At 72.4% G+C, this 16372-nt stretch carries 13 protein-coding genes; 8 read left to right on the forward strand and 5 right to left on the reverse strand.

All coding sequences use genetic code 11. From position 1 onward, the window contains the following. Positions 1-28: 28 nt before the first annotated feature. From lanKC to NMN56_RS13770, 4 genes are all read left to right on the forward strand, one after another. Entirely contained in the window at positions 29-2815 is a 2787-nt protein-coding gene (gene lanKC, locus NMN56_RS13755) for a class III lanthionine synthetase LanKC (protein ID WP_274041204.1), read from the forward strand. A 31-nt stretch (positions 2816-2846) separates the two neighbouring features. Next, positions 2847-2978 (forward strand): SapB/AmfS family lanthipeptide, encoded by a 132-nt coding sequence (locus tag NMN56_RS13760; RefSeq protein ID WP_274041205.1) that lies wholly within the window; start codon positions 2847-2849, stop codon positions 2976-2978. 67 nt (positions 2979-3045) lie between these two features. After that, positions 3046-4854 (forward strand): ATP-binding cassette domain-containing protein, encoded by a 1809-nt coding sequence (locus NMN56_RS13765; RefSeq protein ID WP_274041206.1) that lies wholly within the window; start codon positions 3046-3048, stop codon positions 4852-4854. Further along, positions 4847-6631, forward strand: coding sequence for an ATP-binding cassette domain-containing protein (locus NMN56_RS13770; RefSeq protein ID WP_274041207.1), 1785 nt, complete (start codon positions 4847-4849; stop codon positions 6629-6631). The genes NMN56_RS13765 and NMN56_RS13770 overlap by 8 nt, the downstream gene beginning before the upstream one ends. Positions 6632-6742: 111 nt before the next feature. Here the strand turns inward: NMN56_RS13770 and NMN56_RS13775 are convergent, their stop codons facing one another. Next, entirely contained in the window at positions 6743-7342 is a 600-nt protein-coding gene (locus tag NMN56_RS13775; RefSeq protein ID WP_274041208.1) for a LuxR C-terminal-related transcriptional regulator, read from the reverse strand. Between the two features lie 302 nt (positions 7343-7644). Continuing rightward, a complete protein-coding gene (locus NMN56_RS13780) occupies positions 7645-8103 on the reverse strand; it encodes an Lrp/AsnC family transcriptional regulator (RefSeq protein ID WP_274041209.1) in 459 nt (152 codons plus the stop codon). Between the two features lie 78 nt (positions 8104-8181). On the opposite strand from NMN56_RS13780, the gene NMN56_RS13785 reads away from it, so the two are divergent. From NMN56_RS13785 to NMN56_RS13800, 4 genes are all read left to right on the forward strand, one after another. After that, on the forward strand, positions 8182-9264 hold the full coding sequence (locus NMN56_RS13785) for a Glu/Leu/Phe/Val dehydrogenase family protein (protein WP_274041210.1): 1083 nt from the start codon (positions 8182-8184) through the stop codon (positions 9262-9264). 3 nt (positions 9265-9267) lie between these two features. Further along, on the forward strand, positions 9268-9621 hold the full coding sequence (locus NMN56_RS13790) for a VOC family protein (RefSeq protein ID WP_274041211.1): 354 nt from the start codon (positions 9268-9270) through the stop codon (positions 9619-9621). A gap of 240 nt (positions 9622-9861) precedes the next feature. Beyond that, the gene (locus NMN56_RS13795) at positions 9862-10329 is read left to right on the forward strand and encodes an SRPBCC family protein (RefSeq protein ID WP_280842687.1); all 468 of its coding nucleotides are present in this window, start codon (positions 9862-9864) and stop codon (positions 10327-10329) included. Between the two features lie 142 nt (positions 10330-10471). Beyond that, complete coding sequence (locus NMN56_RS13800) at positions 10472-13690, forward strand: ATP-binding protein (protein WP_274041213.1); 3219 nt, start codon at positions 10472-10474, stop codon at positions 13688-13690. On the opposite strand, the gene NMN56_RS13805 is transcribed toward NMN56_RS13800, so the two are convergent. The 3 genes from NMN56_RS13805 to NMN56_RS13815 all read right to left on the reverse strand — a co-directional run bounded on the left by NMN56_RS13805 (position 13671) and on the right by NMN56_RS13815 (position 16356). Continuing rightward, on the reverse strand, positions 13671-14465 hold the full coding sequence (locus NMN56_RS13805; protein WP_274041214.1) for an ABC transporter permease: 795 nt from the start codon (positions 14463-14465) through the stop codon (positions 13671-13673). The two genes, NMN56_RS13800 and NMN56_RS13805, sit on opposite strands and share 20 nt — an antisense overlap. Then, positions 14462-15475: an ATP-binding cassette domain-containing protein gene (locus tag NMN56_RS13810; RefSeq protein WP_274041215.1), complete on the reverse strand. Its 1014-nt coding sequence runs from the start codon at positions 15473-15475 to the stop codon at positions 14462-14464. The genes NMN56_RS13805 and NMN56_RS13810 overlap by 4 nt, the downstream gene beginning before the upstream one ends. A gap of 170 nt (positions 15476-15645) precedes the next feature. After that, positions 15646-16356: a DUF2165 domain-containing protein gene (locus tag NMN56_RS13815; protein WP_274041216.1), complete on the reverse strand. Its 711-nt coding sequence runs from the start codon at positions 16354-16356 to the stop codon at positions 15646-15648. Positions 16357-16372: the final 16 nt, after the last annotated feature.

Genomic DNA, 16372 nt, shown 5'->3' on the forward strand with positions numbered 1-16372 from the left:
TGTCCCGTGCTGCTCGTGAGAGGGGAAAATGGACAAACGATACGAGATATTCTGCCTCGCTGACAGGTATTTCTATGAAAGCCCAGAGCGTTTGTCAGTCACCCGCTCCGACGGTTCAGCAGGCGAGCGCGACGACTTCGCCGTCGCGCGGCGGCCCTTACCGGAGGGGTGGCGGGAGACACGGTCAGGCGACTGGCTCGAACTGCGTCCAGTAGCAGGTGAGTTCCCCCTCCAGGGCTGGAAGATCCACGCCTCCGCTTGCCTGGGCAACGCCAACACCGTCGCCGCCGCCGTCTGGGACCACTGCGTACCGCGCGGCATTCCCTTCAAATTCGTTCCCGAACGCACCCTGCTGTACCTCCGTAACGCCAAATACGCGGGACGCGGCACGAGCGGAAAATTCGCCACCCTTTACCCGGCCGACGAGGCCCAGCTGGAAAGCGTGCTCAACGAACTCGGCACCGCACTCACGGGAGAGCCGGGACCGTACATTCTCACGGATCTGCGCTGGGGCGACGGGCCGCTCTACGTGCGCTACGGCGGGTTCGCGCCCCGCTACTGCCTCGACGGCAAGGGCCATCTCGTGCCCGCCATCGAGGACGCACGGGGCAACCTGGTGCCCGACCGCAAGGACCCGACGTTCCACATACCCGAGGGGATCGAGCTTCCCGCCTTCCTCCGGCCGCACCTGGAAGCACGTGGCGCCGCGACGGTCAGCGACCTGCCGTACCGCATCGAACGCGCGCTGCACTTCTCCAACGGCGGCGGCGTGTACGGCGGAACGGACACCCGCGACGGGCGGCGCGTCGTCCTCAAGGAGGCACGCCCGCACGCCGGGCTCGCCGCCGACGGCGCCGACGCGGTGGCGCGGCTGGAGCGGGAGAAGACGGCGCTGGACCGCCTGGCGGGGCTGCCTGTCGTACCGGAGGTCCTCGACTGGTTCGTGCTGGACGGGCACAGGTTCCTGGTGATGAACGAGCTGCCGGGCCAGACACTCAACGCCTTCTTCGCGAAGCGCCACCCCCTGCTGACGGCCGACCCCGACCCCGAGGCCGTCGACCGGCACACGGAGTGGGCCCTGCGCATCCACCGGATGGTGGAGGAAGCCGTCGAGGCCGTGCACGCACGCGGAGTGGTCTTCAACGACCTGCACATGTTCAACATCATGGTCGCGCCCGACGAACAGTCCGTCTCGCTGCTCGACTTCGAGGCAGCGGCACCAGCCGAGGACGATCCCCGGCAGATCGTCGCGCACCCCGGCTTCATCGCGCCGGCCGACCGCAGCGGCTACGACATCGACCGCTACGCGCTGGCCTGTCTGCGGCTGGCGCTGTTCGTCCCGATGACCACGCTGCTCGCCGTCGACAGGAGGAAGGCCGCGCACCTCGCACGGATCGCGGCAACGCAGTTCCCCGGCATCCCGGAGGACTTCCTGCGCGAGGCCGTCGCCACCATCGAGGGCACGGACAGCCGCACAGGACAGGCCGCGGACACGGGCGTGCACGCGGACCGGGACACGGACACAGGCCGGGGCTCGGGCGCACGCGGCCACGCGGCTCCGCTGCCGGGGGCCACCCCGCCCGTGATGCCGGCGGACTGGCCGGCCGCGCGCGACTCGATGGCCGCGGCGATCCTCGCCTCGGCGACCCCCGAACGCGACGACAGGCTCTTCCCCGGCGACATCGCCCAGTTCGCCGACGGCGGCGGGCTCGGGCTCGCGCACGGCGCCGCCGGAGTGCTGTACGCGCTCGCCCAGACCGGAGCAGGCCCCTACCCCGAGGGCGAGGAGTGGCTGCTGCGGCACACCGAACCCCCGCCGCGCGGCGCCCCGTTGGGCCTCTACGACGGACTGCTGGGCGTCGCATGGACGCTGGCCGGGTTCGGGCACACCAAGCAGGCGCTCTCCCTGGCCGAACGGGTCCTGGACGAGAAGTGGCAGCACCTGGGCTCCTCGCTCCACGACGGCCTCGCGGGACTCGGCCTCGCCCTCGACCAGCTCGCCGGCACCACGGGTGAGCGGGAGCTGCGCACCCACGCGTGGGAGGCGGCCAGGCTGCTCGCCGACCGGCTCCCCGAAGCGGACGCGAAGCCCGAGGGACGCGCCGGGCTATTGCACGGCGCCACTGGATCCGCACTGCTGTTCCTGCGCCTGTACGAGCGCTACGGGGACACCGCCCTGCTCGACCTCGCCGAACGGGCCCTGGAACAGGACCTCTCGCGCTGCGTCCAGGATTCCTCCGGCACCTGGCAGGTGGACGAGGGCACCCGGATCATGCCGTACCTGGGCGCGGGCAGCGTCGGCATCGCCATGGTGCTCGACGACTTCCTGCGGCACCGCCCCGGGCACGAGCGCTTCACGCAGATGCGATCGGGCATCCTGCCCGCCGCCCGTATGCGCTACTACGCGCAACCCGGCCTCTTCCAGGGCCGCGCGGGCATGCTGCTCCACCTCTGCCGGACCCTGACGCCGGGCGTCACGGGCGAGGACATCGCCACGCAGCTCGACGGGCTCGGCTGGTACGGCATGTCCTACGAGGGGCTGCTGGCGTTCCCCGGTGACCAGATGATGCGGCTGTCCATGGACCTGGCGACCGGCACGGCCGGCTGCCTGCTCGCGGCAGGCGCCGCCGCCACAGCCGGCACCGCCGGAGTCACGGCCACGGCCGCGACCAGCACCGACACTACGGACGCCAGGGCCGGTGACGGCGGACTCCCGCCCTCGCTGCCCTTCCTCCCGCCGCCGCACGGCGGCCCACAGACCGGTCTCCCGAGCGGGGACCGTGACGAAGCACCACCCGCACCACTGTTCCTGTAACTGCCCATGAACGCGACGGAAGGAAGACACCATGGCACTTCTCGACCTGCAGACCCTGGAGCCCGAGGAGACCACCAGCGGCGGCGGGGGCGGCGACGTCAGCAGCGCCAGCCTGCTCCTCTGCGACAAGCACAGCTCCCACAGCACCCTGCTGTGCCTGTGACCAGGTGAAGCAGCTGAACGGCTCTTCCGGGCGGGGCACGTCCCCCGCCCGGGAGGGCCCACCTTCCGTGAGCGCCCGGCGCGGCGCCGACCGGCTGCTTCTCGCGGCGTGCGGGCACGGTGCCCTGCGCGCCGCCGTCCTGTGTCTCGCCGCCACCGCCTCGGCGGGCGCCGCGCTCGCGCTGCCGGCCGCGCTCGGCAAGACCCTCGACCTGCTGCTGGCAGGCGCAGCCGCTGGGCCCTGGCTCGCACTGTGCGCGGGGCTCATGGGCGCGCTGGTCCTGCTGGACGCGGTGGACACCGTGCTGACCGGCACCCTCAACTCCCGTACCACCGCCTGGCTGCGCACGTGCCTGCTCGGGCACGTGCTGGCGCTCGGCCCCGCGCGCGCCGGTGGCTTCGGTCACGGCGACCTCGTCACCCGCTGCACCGGCAACGCGGCGCACGCGGGCACGGGCCCCTCAGCCGCCGCCTCGGCACTCGCCGCACTGGTGACGCCGGTGGGCGGCCTCGTGGCGCTCGCACTGCTGGACCTGCGGCTCGCCGCCGTCTTCCTCGCCGGCACACCGGCGCTCTATCTGCTGCTGCGCGCCTTCTCCCGTACGTCGTCCGACTGCGTCACGCGCTACCAGGAAGCACAGGCGCGGATCGCCGGACGCCTGGTGGAGGCGCTGGGCGGCGCCCGTACGATCGCGGCTGCCGGCATCAGGGAGCGTGAACGGGCCCGCGTACTGGAGCCGTTGGGTGAACTGGGCGAGCACGGGCACCGCATGTGGCGGGTACAGGGGCGTGCCACCGGGCAGGCCGCCGTGCTGGTGCCGCTGCTCCAGCTCGCCGTCGTCGCCGTCGGCGGGCTGCTGCTGACGGCTGGACAACTGAGCGTGGGCGGGCTGGTCGCCGCCGGGGCCTACGCGGCGCTGGCCGCCGGTATCGGCACGCTCGTCGGGCAGCTCAACGCGCTCGTGCGCGGCCACGCGGCGGCCCGCAGGCTCTCCGGGGTCCTGGACGTGCCCGCTCCCGTGTACGGCGAGGCGCGCGCCGCGCATGCGGGGCGGGCCGAACAGGGCGCCGCGCGGCTGGAGTTGCGCGGCGTACGTGCCTCGCGGGGCGGGCGTGAGGTGCTGCGCGGCGTGGACCTGACCGTACCCGCGGGCGCCACGGTCGCCGTCGTCGGCCGCTCGGGCGCGGGCAAGTCGCTGCTGGCCGCGCTCGCCGGACGGCTCGCCGAGCCGGAGGCGGGCAGCGTACTGCTGGACGGTGCGGACCTGGCGAGCCTCGACCGCGCGGAGCTGCGGCGCGCGGTCGGCTACGCCTTCGAGCGCCCCGTGCTGTTCGGCGGCACGGTCGGCGAGGCCATCGCCGCCGGGATACCCGGCGGCGAGCAGCGCACGGCCTCGGCGCGCGCCGCACGGGTGGCCGGGGCCGCACGCGCGGCGCGCGCCGACGGGTTCGTCCGCACGCTGCCCCGGGGCTACGACACGCCCTGCGAGGAGGCGCCGCTGTCCGGCGGAGAGGTCCAGCGGCTCGGCCTGGCGCGTGCCTTCGCGCACCGCGGGCGGCTGCTGATCCTGGACGACGCGACCTCCAGCCTCGATACGGTGACCGAACTCCAGGTCACCCGGGCCCTGTTGGGCGAAGGAGACCGGACCGGAACTCGGGCCGGCACCCGGCTGGTGGTGGCGCACCGGGCCTCGACCGCCGCGCGCGCCGATCTGACCGCCTGGCTGGAGGACGGACGCGTCCGCGCGCTGGCACCGCACGACGACCTGTGGGAACTGCCCGCCTACCGCGCCCTGTTCGGCTCGGGGCCCCGCTCGGAGTTCGACCCGGATCCCGACCCGCGGTCCGGCTCTGGCGAGGAGATCGCCGGTGGCTGATCACGGCGGCGGTGACGGCAGGCGGGGGCTGGTCGCTGCGGGGACACGCTTCCTGCTGCGGCGGCCACGGGTGCTGGTGGCGCTGGCGGGCTGGTCGGTACTGGAGGCCGCGCACACCTTCGCGCTGGGCTTCGCGCTCGCCCGCGCCCTCGACGACGGCTTCCTCAGGGGCCGCCCGGCCGTCGGCCTGTGGTGGCTGGCAGCGGCGGTCTGCGGGCTACTGGCCGGCGCGCTGGGAACCAGCCGCGTGTACCGGTCGGTCGCCGCACTGACCGAACCCCTGCGGGACGCGCTGGTGCGCCGCGTGGTCGGGCGCGGCCTGTACGAGGCCGTGGCGGGCGGCAACACCCCCTCGGGCGCCGCGCGTGCGGGCTCGTCCTCCGTCGTCTCCCGGCTCACCCACCAGGTCGAGATCGCACGGGACAGCTTCGCCGGGCTGGTGATGGTGTCCCGCTCGTTCGTGTTCACGGCGGTCGGCGCCCTGGCGGGGCTCTTCCTGCTGGCCCCCGCGCTACTGGTGGTCGTACTGCCGCCGCTGGCCGCAGGACTGGCCGTGTTCGCGCTGACGCTGCGGCCCCTGGCACGACGGCAGCGGATGTTCCTGGAGGCGGACGAGGAGCTGGCGGGCGAGGTGGGCCGTACGTTCGCGGCGCTGCGCGACGTGACGGCCTGCGGCGCCGAGGAACGCGTACGGCGTACGGGGCTGCTGCGGATCGAGACGGAGCGGCGGGCCGCCGACGCGCTCGCCCGCTGGAGCGTCTTCCGCGCGCTCGCGCTCGGCCTGGGCGGACGGCTCCCGGTCGTACTGCTGCTGGTGATGGCGCCGTGGCTGCTGGCGCGCGGGGTGACGGCCGGCGCGCTGGCCGGGGCACTGACCTATCTGACGCAGGCGCTGCTGCCCGCGCTGCAGAGCCTCGTGCACGGACTGGGCGGCGCGGGTGCCCGCCTCGCCGTCGTGATCGGCAGGCTGCGCGAGGAGCCACAGCCCGGCGCCGCACTCCCCCGCGCCCAGGCCACCCCCGGCACCCCGCCGCCGACACACGCGCCGGAACCGGAACCGGTGCACCCCGCACTCGAACTGCGCGGGGTCACCTTCGCGTACGGACCCGGGGCCGAACCCGTGCTGCGGGGGCTGGATCTCGTCCTCCCGTCCGACGGGCACCTGACGGTCGTCGGCCCCAGCGGTGCGGGCAAGTCCACGCTCGCGCTGCTCGTCGCCGGTCTGCTGGCCCCCACGGCGGGGACGGTACGGGTCGGCGGGGAACCACCCACCTCCGTGGAGCGCAGAGTTCTGATCCCGCAGGAGGCGTACGTCTTCTCGGGGAGCGTGCGGGACAACCTCGGCTGCCTGCTGCCCGCCGGCGGTTCAGCGACGGACCAGCGGATGCTTGCCGCGCTGGAGGCGGTCGGCGCCGGTGAGTTGGTGCGGCGCCTCGGCGGTCTGCGCGCGATCGTCGAGCCCCGGGCGCTCTCCTCCGGCGAGCGGCAACTGCTCGCGCTGGCACGCGCGTACCTCACCCCGGCACCGCTGGTGCTGCTGGACGAGGCGGGCAGCCAGCTGGACCCGGCAGCCGAGGAGCGGGCCGAGCACGCCTTCGCACGGCGCCCCGGCGCACTGGTCGTGGTCGCGCACCGCATCAGTTCGGCACTTCGCGCCGACAGCGTCCTGGTGCTGGACGGCGTACGGACCCGCTGCGGCACCCACGCGGAACTGCTGGAGCACTCACCCCTCTACCGCGACCTCACCGCGCACTGGGTCCCGGGCCCGCGCCGCTGACGCCGACACCGCGCCCCGCGGCCCACCGTCCTGCGGCCCCCGTCTCCCCCACCGCCCGTCGCACCGGCCTATCCTGGCCACCGCCGGACGCGCCGGTCGCGCACGTACCGCTCACAGCCATCCGGCGCCCTGGGAGATGCGTATGGCATCCACGCGGTTGCGGGCGCCTGTCTTGCGGGTGATGGCGGACATGTAGTTGCGCACCGTTCCGGCCGACAGGCCCAGCCTGCGGGCGATCTCCGCGACCGAGGCGCCCTCGGCCACCGCTGAAAGTACACCCAACTCCCGCTCGCTCAACGGCACTTCGGACGCCTTGAGCAGCGTACTCGCGAGCGCGTTGTCGACAAAGCGCTCTCCCTCCGCGACCCTGCGGATACCGGTCAGCAGCAGTTCGGGCAGGGCGTCCTTGCAGACGAATCCCCTGGCCCCCGCGTCCAGGGCCCGCCGCAGCGCGCCCGGGCTGTTCTGGCTGACCAGCACGAGCAGCCGCAACGAGGTACCACGCACCGAAGGGCCCGCCAGCTCGCGCAGCGGTGTCCTGCCCGCGTGATCAGCGTCGACGACACAGACGTCCGTACCGGACGACGAGGCCAGATGTAGCGCCTCCCGCCAGGGCGCCACTTCTATGGCCATGTCGTGCGCCCTGTCGACCAGTGCGGCCAGGGCGTACCTGAGAATCCGCACATCGTGCACCAGAAGTACCCGGATCACGCTCGTTCCCCCTCGCCCCATGACCTCGACGCGTGACAGGCGCAGCTCAATACATACAAGCTCGGGGGAACGAAGAGACCAGTAGATTCAGCCATGCCGGAACTCGACTGAAATCAAAGGACATTCGTTGGGTTATGGCACCTAGAACGATCGAATGAAGTCCATACGCGCTCGTTTTCCTTCGCACGCTCTGAGAAGCAACGCGCTTCCGGATACGCCGGAATCCCAGCGCGGGCCGGTCCCGGACGTATCCGCACCGCGCTCGACCCCGCCGACGACCGCGGCGGCGTGCGCCTGCCGGGTCATGGTGTGAGGGGTTCCAGCACCTGTTTGTGGGTGTGCTGGTAGATCACGGAGGCGCGGAAACCCACGACTTCACGGCGCTCGGTGAACTTGTCCATCAGGAAGCCGTGGAGGTAGTCGACGCTGGGCACGGAGACGTGCACGATCATGTCGTCGCCGCCGGTGACGACATAGACCGCGTTCACCTCGGGCAGTCCGGCGGCATAGGTCTTGAACGCCTCGATGACCGCCCGGCTGAGGGGCCGGATCTGGAAGTGGACGAGCACCTGGACGTGCCGGTTCAGGGCCGCGGGGTCGACCGCGGCGTGGTAGCCGGTAATGACCCCGCGAGCGCGCAGCGCGCGGATGCGTTCGAGGCAGGTCGAAGGGGCGACGCCGAGGGTGCGGGCCAGATCGCGGTTGGTCTGCCGCGCATCGCGCTGCAGATGCCGGACGATCGCCGAATCAAGTTCGTCCATACGGCGAGTATGGCCGCCGTACCGAATTCTGTTCGGGCGAGGGCCGGGAGCCTCGCCCGAGCGGCTAGCTTCAGCGCCATGACCGCAACACTGGAACAAGCCCTGGCCCTCAACACCCCTGATTCCTCCCCCGAGTTGGTGCAGATCGTACGAGGCCGCCGCAGCGGCCTCCCGATCAGCGTCGCGATCCACTCGACCGCTCTGGGACCCGCCGCGGGCGGGTGCCGGATCGCTCACTACCCCGACCCGGCCGCAGCGGTCGCCGACGCGCGGCGGCTGGCGGTTGCGATGACCGAGAAGAACGCGCTGGCCAGCCTGGACCACGGCGGCGGGAAGGCGGTCGTCGCGCTGCCGAGCCCCGACCGCCCGTCCGGCACCGGGCGTACGGCGCTGCTCCACGACCTCGGCGACATCGTCGAAGCGCTCGGTGGCCGCTACATCACGGGGCCCGACGTGGGCAGCGGCCCGCCCGACATGGCCGTGATCGGCGAGCGCACCACACATGTCTCCTGCCGGCCGGTCGAGGACGGCGGCAGCGGCGACTCCTCCCTCCACACGGCGCGCGGCACCCTCGCGGCGCTGGGCGCCGTGGCCAAGGAGACCTACGGCTCACCCCGACTCGCCGGCCTGACCTTCGGGGTGATCGGCCTCGGCGCTGTCGGCGCCCATGTGGCCCGGCTGCTGGCACAGGCGGGCGCGCGGCTCGTGGTGACCGACGTCGACCCGGCCACCCGCGGCCTGGCCGACGAGCTGGACGCGACCTGGGTGCGCCCGGACGACGTGCTCTCCGCGGAGGTCGACATCCTGGTACCGGCCGCGCTCGGCGGCCTGTTGACCGCCCGCACGGTGCCGCTGCTGCGGTGCGCCGCCATCGCGGGCCCGGCCAACAACCAGCTCGACGAACCGGCCACCGGCCGCCTCCTCGCGGCACGGGGCATCCTCTGGGCACCCGATGTCCTCGTCAGCTCCGGAGGAGTCATCCACGCCACAGGTGTCGAACTGCGCCAGGAATCCGAGGAACAGCTGACCGAGCGCATCGACGGCATCGCGGCCACCCTCCGCCAGGTCTTCCACACGGCCAGGACCCGGCGGACCACACCCGCGCTCGCGGCGAGACAGCTCGCCGGACAGCGGATCCGCGCGACGCGGCGGGAGGGCTGAGCCATGGCCAACCGCTGGGTCGGAGTGACCGTCGACTGCGTCGACGTGGAGCGGGTCGCGGACTTCTGGAGCGTACTGCTGGACCGCCCGCGAGGGCCTTCCAGTCCCGGCTGGGTCTACCTCGGCCATCTCGACGACCCGCAGCCACGCCTCGTCTTCCAGCCGGTGACCGAGCCGAACCGCGGCAAGGTGCGCCTGCACCTCGATGTGGCGGTCGACGACATCGACCAGGGCATCGCCCATGTCACAGCGCTCGGTGGCCGGTTCACCGGCGAACGGCACGACTACGACGAGGGCGTTGTCGTCGTCATGACCGACCCCGAGGAGCACGCCTTCTGCCTCGTCCAGTACTACTGACCTGCTGAATCGGGCCGCGTCAACCGCTTGATCGGGCCGCGTCGGTGAACTCGTCGAGCTCCGCCTCGCCCAGGGGACGCAGCCGGTCCCCTCCGGGGCGCAGTGGTCCAGTACGTCGGCCACGCCGGTGTCCGGCCACCGTCCGCCGTCCGCCCGAGGGCGGGGCTGCCCTCGTCATGGCGCGGACGGCGACGACAATGGCGAGGGCGGCGAAGGGAAAGATCTGCCTGCCCTGCCGCTGTGACGCCTTACTCCCCCTCACCACCGGAGGACCTGATGCCCGAGGCATTCGCCAGCGCCGTCGTTCCGGCCGACGCCGACACCGTGTGGCGCGTCGTCCGCGATTTCGGCGGCCTGGACACATGGCTACCGCCCGTCGTCCGCTGCGACCTGCCCGAAGGGGAGGCACCCGACCGCGTCGGTTGCGTACGCACTCTGCTCATGGCCGACGGCGGAACCGTGGTGGAGTCCCTCGTGGCGCTGGACGACCACACACGGGCCCTGACCTACGCCATCGTCAGCTCCCCGTTCCCCGTGCATTCCTACCTGGCCACCATGCGGGTGCTGCCGCTCACCACCACGGACGAGGCGTTCGTCAGCTGGTCGGTCACCTTCGACTGCGACCCCGCCGACGCCGACGAACTGACCAAGACCTTCCGGGACGACATCTTCTCGGCGGGTCTGCGCGCGCTGGCCGACTCCGTGTGACTGGCCGACTCCGTGTGAGGGGTGCGGGGCCGGGGGTGGGACGGCGGCACGTGTGCGGGAGACCGTGTCGCCGCCGAGGGGCCGTGACGGCCGCCACCAGGCAGGAGTTCGAGGTACACGGCGCCTTGGCTAATCTGCACGGATGACCACCGACCTGACCCTGCTGCCGCGCGTCGCCTATCGCGGGCAAGAGGTCACCGCACCCCGGCTCCGCGGCCTCCTCGCGCTGCTCGCCGGTGACTTGCGGGCCGGCCGCAGCACCGAGCGGCTCGTGGAAGGGCTGTGGCCCGACGAGTTGCCCGAGCGGCCGGGAAAGGCGGTGCAGGTTCTCGTGTCCAGGGCGCGGGCGCAACTGGGTGCCGATGTCCTCGCCAGCACGCCGACCGGGTACCGGCTCGCCCTCGCCGAGGACCAGGTCGACAGCTCGGCGCTGCTGCTGCACGCCGCCGCAAGCGCTGACCGGGCCAGGGCGGGGGACCACGCGGGATCGCTCGCGGCTGCCGAGGCCGGGCTCGCGCTGTGGGAGGGCGCTCCTGACGGTGGGGCCTGCGAATCCGGCGACCCCGTGGCCGCGTTGCGCGCCGAGCGCGCCCCCGTACGCGGCACGCTCGTACGCGCGCAGGCGCTCGCGCTCGCCCGGCTGGGGCGGTACGGGGAGGCGGCAGGGCCGCTGGCCGTGCTGGCGGCGGAGCATCAGCGCGACGAGGAGGTGCTCGCCGAACTGCTGCGCTGCGAGGCGGCGACGGTCGGCCCTTCCGCCGCGCTGACGCGCTACGAGGCGTACCGCCGTGAGCTGCGCGAGACACTCGGCACCGACCCGGGTACCGCACTCAAGGCCGTACAGCGTGAGTTGCTGCACGGCGAGGCACCCGTCGTCAGGCACGGCGTGCCGCACGAGCCGAACCCGCTGCTGGGGCGGGACGAGGACATCGCGGCGGTGGAGCGGCTGCTGTCCGCCTCACGCGCCGTCACCGTCGTCGGTCCCGGCGGCCTCGGCAAGACCCGGCTGGCGCACGCCGTCAGCCGCCGGGCCGGGCAGCGCGTGGTGCACTTCGTGCCGCTCGCCGGTGTCACGGCTGACGAGGACGTGGCGGCAGAGGTCGCCTCGGCGCTGGGCGCCGGCGAGGCGCGGCACAGCCCGGGAAGCGGCCCGACCCCGGTCGACCCGGTGACCGGGATCCTCGGCGTGCTCGGCCCAGGGCCCGCGCTGCTGGTCCTCGACAACTGCGAGCAGGTCATCCGGGGCGCAGCCGATCTCGTACACGCTCTGGTCTCCGCCTCGAAGGACCTGCGGGTGCTCGCCACCAGCCGGGCCCCGCTGGACCTCACGTCCGAGGCGGTGTACGCGCTGCCTGAGCTGGGCCTCGACACCTCGGTCGAGCTGTTCACACAGCGGGCCAGGGCTGCCAGGACCGGTGTGGAGCTGCCGCAGGACGCGGTGACAGAGCTGTGCCGTCACCTCGACGGGCTGCCGCTCGCCGTGGAGTTGGCCGCCGCGCGGGTGCGGGTGATGTCCGTGCAGGAGATCGCCCGCCGGCTCGGCGACCGGTTCGCGCTGCTGCGCGGCGGAGCGCGGGACGTGCCGGAGCGCCACCGCACGCTGCACGCGGTCGTGGAGTGGAGCTGGAACCTGCTCGCTCCTGACGCCAGGGCGGCGCTGCGCACCCTGTCCGTCTTCCCCGGTGGCTTCTCCGGTGAAGCGGCCGAGCACGTGCTGGGCCAGGACGCGCTGTCTGTGCTGGAGCAGTTGACCGAACAGTCGCTGCTCACGTTCACCGACGCCCCGGCGGTGCCCGGGGCCTCCCCTGGCCCGGATGCGTCACCCGGCCGACGGCCGGAGGACCGGCAGGGAGCGTGCGGCAGGTTCCGGATGCTGGAGACCGTACGGGAGTTCAGCGCGGCCCTGCGCGCCGAGGCGGGCGAGGACGAGGAGGCCGTCGGCCGGTTTCTCGCCTGGGCGCGGGACTTCGGGGTCGCGCACCACGACATGCTCCTCGGTACGGACCGGCCGGCCACATGGGAGCGGGTCAAGACCGAGCAGGACAACCTCACACTGGCCCTGCGGCACGCCCTGGCGCGTTCGGACGGTCCCACCGTCGCGGCGCTCACCGCCACCCTCTCCGCTCTGTGGTCCACGGACTCCAACTTCCCCCGCCTCGCCGCCCTCGCCGCTGACACGGGCCCGGCGCTGTCGCACTACTACCCCGAGCCCGCGTACGTCGAAGTCGCCCGCGCCGCCGCGGTGGTGTGCACGGCGAGCCTGCTCATGGGCCACGGACCACGCGCCGTACGCCACCTCGTCACCCTCCGGCGGCTGCCTCCGGCCCCGCCGGACACGCTGCTGCGCGCCATCGCCGCGGTGCTGAGCGCCGTTCCCGAGATGGTGCCGCCCGACTACGAAGTGCTGCACCAGCTGTGCGGGAGCGAACAGCCGCTGGTCGCGTGCATCGCCGAGGGCGTCGCCACCTATGTCTGGGAGTACGAGCACGACCTCGACAGCGCACTCGCCTCGGCTCGCCGGATGATCGCGGGCATGGCTCCGGTCGACAACCCGTCCGTGCAGCTCACGGGGTACTCCCGGCTGAGTGAGCTGTGCTTGCGCATGGGGCGGGGTGAGGAGGCGTACGGGCACCTCGTCACGGCGCTCACGGTGCTGCCGCGGCTCGGCGACGGGCACGACTACATCGGCATCCGCTCGGGCCTCGTCCTCGCCTGCCTGCAGCGCGGCGACCCCGACGAGGCCGAGTACTGGCTGCGGCAGGCGGAGAGCGACAACGCCCCGCACGAGGACGCCTTCTACAACCCCGAGATCGGCGCACGCGCCGAGATCGCGCTCGTGCGGGGACTGACGGAGGTCGGGCTCGGCTTGTGGCGCAGCGTCGCGGAGCGGACGCCCGGGACCGCCTCGGCGTACAGCGGCGACGACCCCTGGCTCGATCCGTGGGGACTGCAGGTCCAGTCGGCCGCGGTGACGGCGCACGCGCACGCCGGCCGTCTTGAGCTGGTCGCGGGGCCGCTCGACCGGCTGCGGCAGCGGCTGCGGACGCTGCTCTCCCGCCCGTCGCACTCACCCGTGGAACTCCCCGTGTTCGGGACCGTACTGCACGCGCTCGGCATGGCGGGGCTCGCGTCCGGCGACACCTCCGGCGCACGGATGATCGCGCTGGCCGAACGGCTGCGGGTGAAGCGTGAGTTCGAGCCGACGATGTCGGCGGCCCGCGCCCGGCAGGCGGTCGAGGCCGCAGGGAACGCTGCCGGCGCCGCGTACGCCGACGCGGTGGCGGAGTACGCGGCGCTGGAGGGGCAGGAGTTGCGGGAGGCCGCCCGCGCACTCATGTCGGTTACTTCGGGTCGCGGTTGAACAACGCCGTCGACCAGCGGTAGCCGAGCACGCTCAGTCCGAGGCACCAGGCGAGGGCGACCCAGCCGTTGTTGCCGATCTCGGTTCCGAGCAGCAGTCCGCGCAGGGTCTCGATGGCCGGGGTGAAGGGCTGGTACTCGGCGACGGGCTGGAACCAGCCCGGCATCGCGTCGATCGGAACGAAGGCGCTGGAGATGAGCGGCAGGAGGATCAGCGGCAGCGCGTTGTTGCTCGCCGCCTCCGCGTTGGGGCTGGCCAGTCCCATGCCGACCGCGATCCAGGTGAGCGCCAGAGCGACCAGTCCCACCAGCCCGAACGCTGCCAGCCACTCCAGCGCCGTGGCGTCGGTCGACCGGAAGCCGATGGCCACCGCGACGGCCCCGACGAGGAGCACGGAGGCGAGCGACTGGAGCACACTGCCGACGACATGCCCGATGATCACGGAGCCGCGGTGGATCGCCATCGTACGGAAGCGCGCGATGACCCCCTCGGTCATATCCATGGAGACCGACACCGCAGCGCCGACCACGGTGCCACCGATGGTCATCATCAGGATGCCGGGGACGATGTAGGCGATGTAGTCGGAGCGATCGGCTCCGCCGCCGCCGATGCCCGCGCTCATCACGTCGCCGAAGACGTAGACGAAGAGCAGCAGCAGGATGACGGGTGTGAGCAGCAGGTTCAGGGTGAGGGAGGGGTAGCGCCGGGCGTGCAGGAGGTTGCGGCGCAGCATCGTGTTCGAGTCGCGCAGGGCGAGGGAAAGGGCGCCGCTCATCGGACGTTCTCCTTGGACTGGTGGGGCTGGTTGGACTGGTTGGGCCGGTTGGATCGGTGGGTCGTGGGCCGGCCGCTGCCGCTGGTGAGGGCGAAGAAGACGTCGTCGAGGTCGGGGGTGTGCACAGTCAGCTCGTCCGCCTCGATGCCGGCGGTGTCCAGCCAGTCGAGGACGGCGCGCAGTTCGCGCTGGCTGCCGTCGCTGGGAATCCGCAGCGACAGCGCCTCGTCATCCGTACTGGCCTCACGCAGCGCCTCGGCGGCGGTCCGGTACGCGGCGGGGTCGGAGAAGCGCAGCCGCACATGCCCGCCGGGGATGAGCCGCTTCAGCTCGTCGGCGGTGCCCTCTGCGGCGATCTTCCCGTCGTTGAGGACGGCGATGTGGTGGGCGAGTTCGTCGGCTTCTTCCAGGTATTGGGTGGTGAGGAAGACGGTGACGCCGTCGGAGACGAGTTCGCGGATGATGCCCCACATGTTGTGGCGGGAGCGGGGGTCGAGTCCGGTGGTGGGTTCGTCGAGGAAGATGATCCGCGGGTTGCCGACCAGCGTCATGGCCAGGTCGAGGCGGCGTTTCATGCCGCCGGAGTAGCTCTGGGCGGGCTTCCTGGCGGCGTCCACCAGGTCGAAGCGTTCCAGGAGTTGGGCCGCGACCCGGCGCCCCTCCCGCTTGGACAGGTGGTGCAGGTCGGCCATCAGGAGCATGTTCTCCTCGCCGGTGATGAGTCCGTCGACGGCGGAGAACTGTCCGGTGACGCCGATCGCGGCGCGTACCGCCTGCGGATCGACTGCCACGTCATGCCCACCCACCCGCAGCTCACCACCGTCGGCAGAGATGAGGGTGGAGAGGATCTTCACGGCGGTGGTCTTACCGGCGCCGTTCGGGCCGAGCAGGGAGAAGATGGTGCCGGCCGGCACCGACACGTCGATGCCATCGAGCACGAGCTTGTCCCCGTACGCCTTGCGCAGCCCGTTGGCCACGATGGCGGGTGAGTGCGGTGTCGTTGTCGTCATGCCGCAGAGATTGCGGCAAGGCGCATTCAGCGCGGTTTCACGGTGGTTTCAGTGCCGCGCGCACACGTCAAGTCCGCGCCCCCTACCGCCCGTTCAGCTCGCGCACAGCGCGCGGACGGACGGTAGGGGGCGCGGCGTCGCCATCGTCGTGCGGGCCGTGGGCTCGCAGGTCAGCCGGTGCGCTCGCGCTCGCCCGCCACGCGGCCTCCGACGGCGGTTGCGAGGGTCAGGGTGAGGGTGAACAGGAGCATGACGGTGTTCTGGAAGGCCGGATCCATGCCGTTCCACTTGTCGTTGAGGTACATCACGAACCAGTTGCCGCCGATGACCATGAACCCGAGGAAGAAGACGAGCAGTCCGACGAGGGTTCCGGCGAACACGGGTGCCTGGACCGCTTCCCAGGAGGCGTGGTCGCGGCGGCGCAGCATGCCCCTGACGCCTCCGTACAGGAGCAGCGCCCCGGAGACGGTCTCGCCCGCGATGATCAGGACGTAGGCGATGACGCCCACCCAGGTGGCGTGGATCTCGCGCCACTCGAAGCCGTCGTCGTCCGGGGTTCCGTCGCCGGAGAGCACACCCTTGACGAACTCCCAGTTGCTGCCCGGGTTGGTGATGTTGTCGAAGGCGACGAGCAGGAGGTACAGCGCCACCATGACGGTCACGGAGGAGGCGAGGACCCGCGCGTGCCGCCACAGCGGAGTGCCGGGCGGTCGTGTCCTCGCGGGGTCCCCGGTGCCGGATCCTTCGGCGGAGCCGGACTGCAGGGTGTGGTCCGGTCGTTCAGCTGGTTCGGATTGCTGGGCCGGTTCGGACTGCTGGGCCGGTTCGGGACGTTCGGCGGGGGGTTCGGGTTGCTCGGCGGGTTCGGGACGTTCGGACATGGAAACTCCCTCGGGA

The sequence above is a fragment of the Streptomyces iconiensis genome, from assembly GCF_028657195.3.
Classification (GTDB): Bacteria; Actinomycetota; Actinomycetes; order Streptomycetales; family Streptomycetaceae; genus Streptomyces; species Streptomyces iconiensis.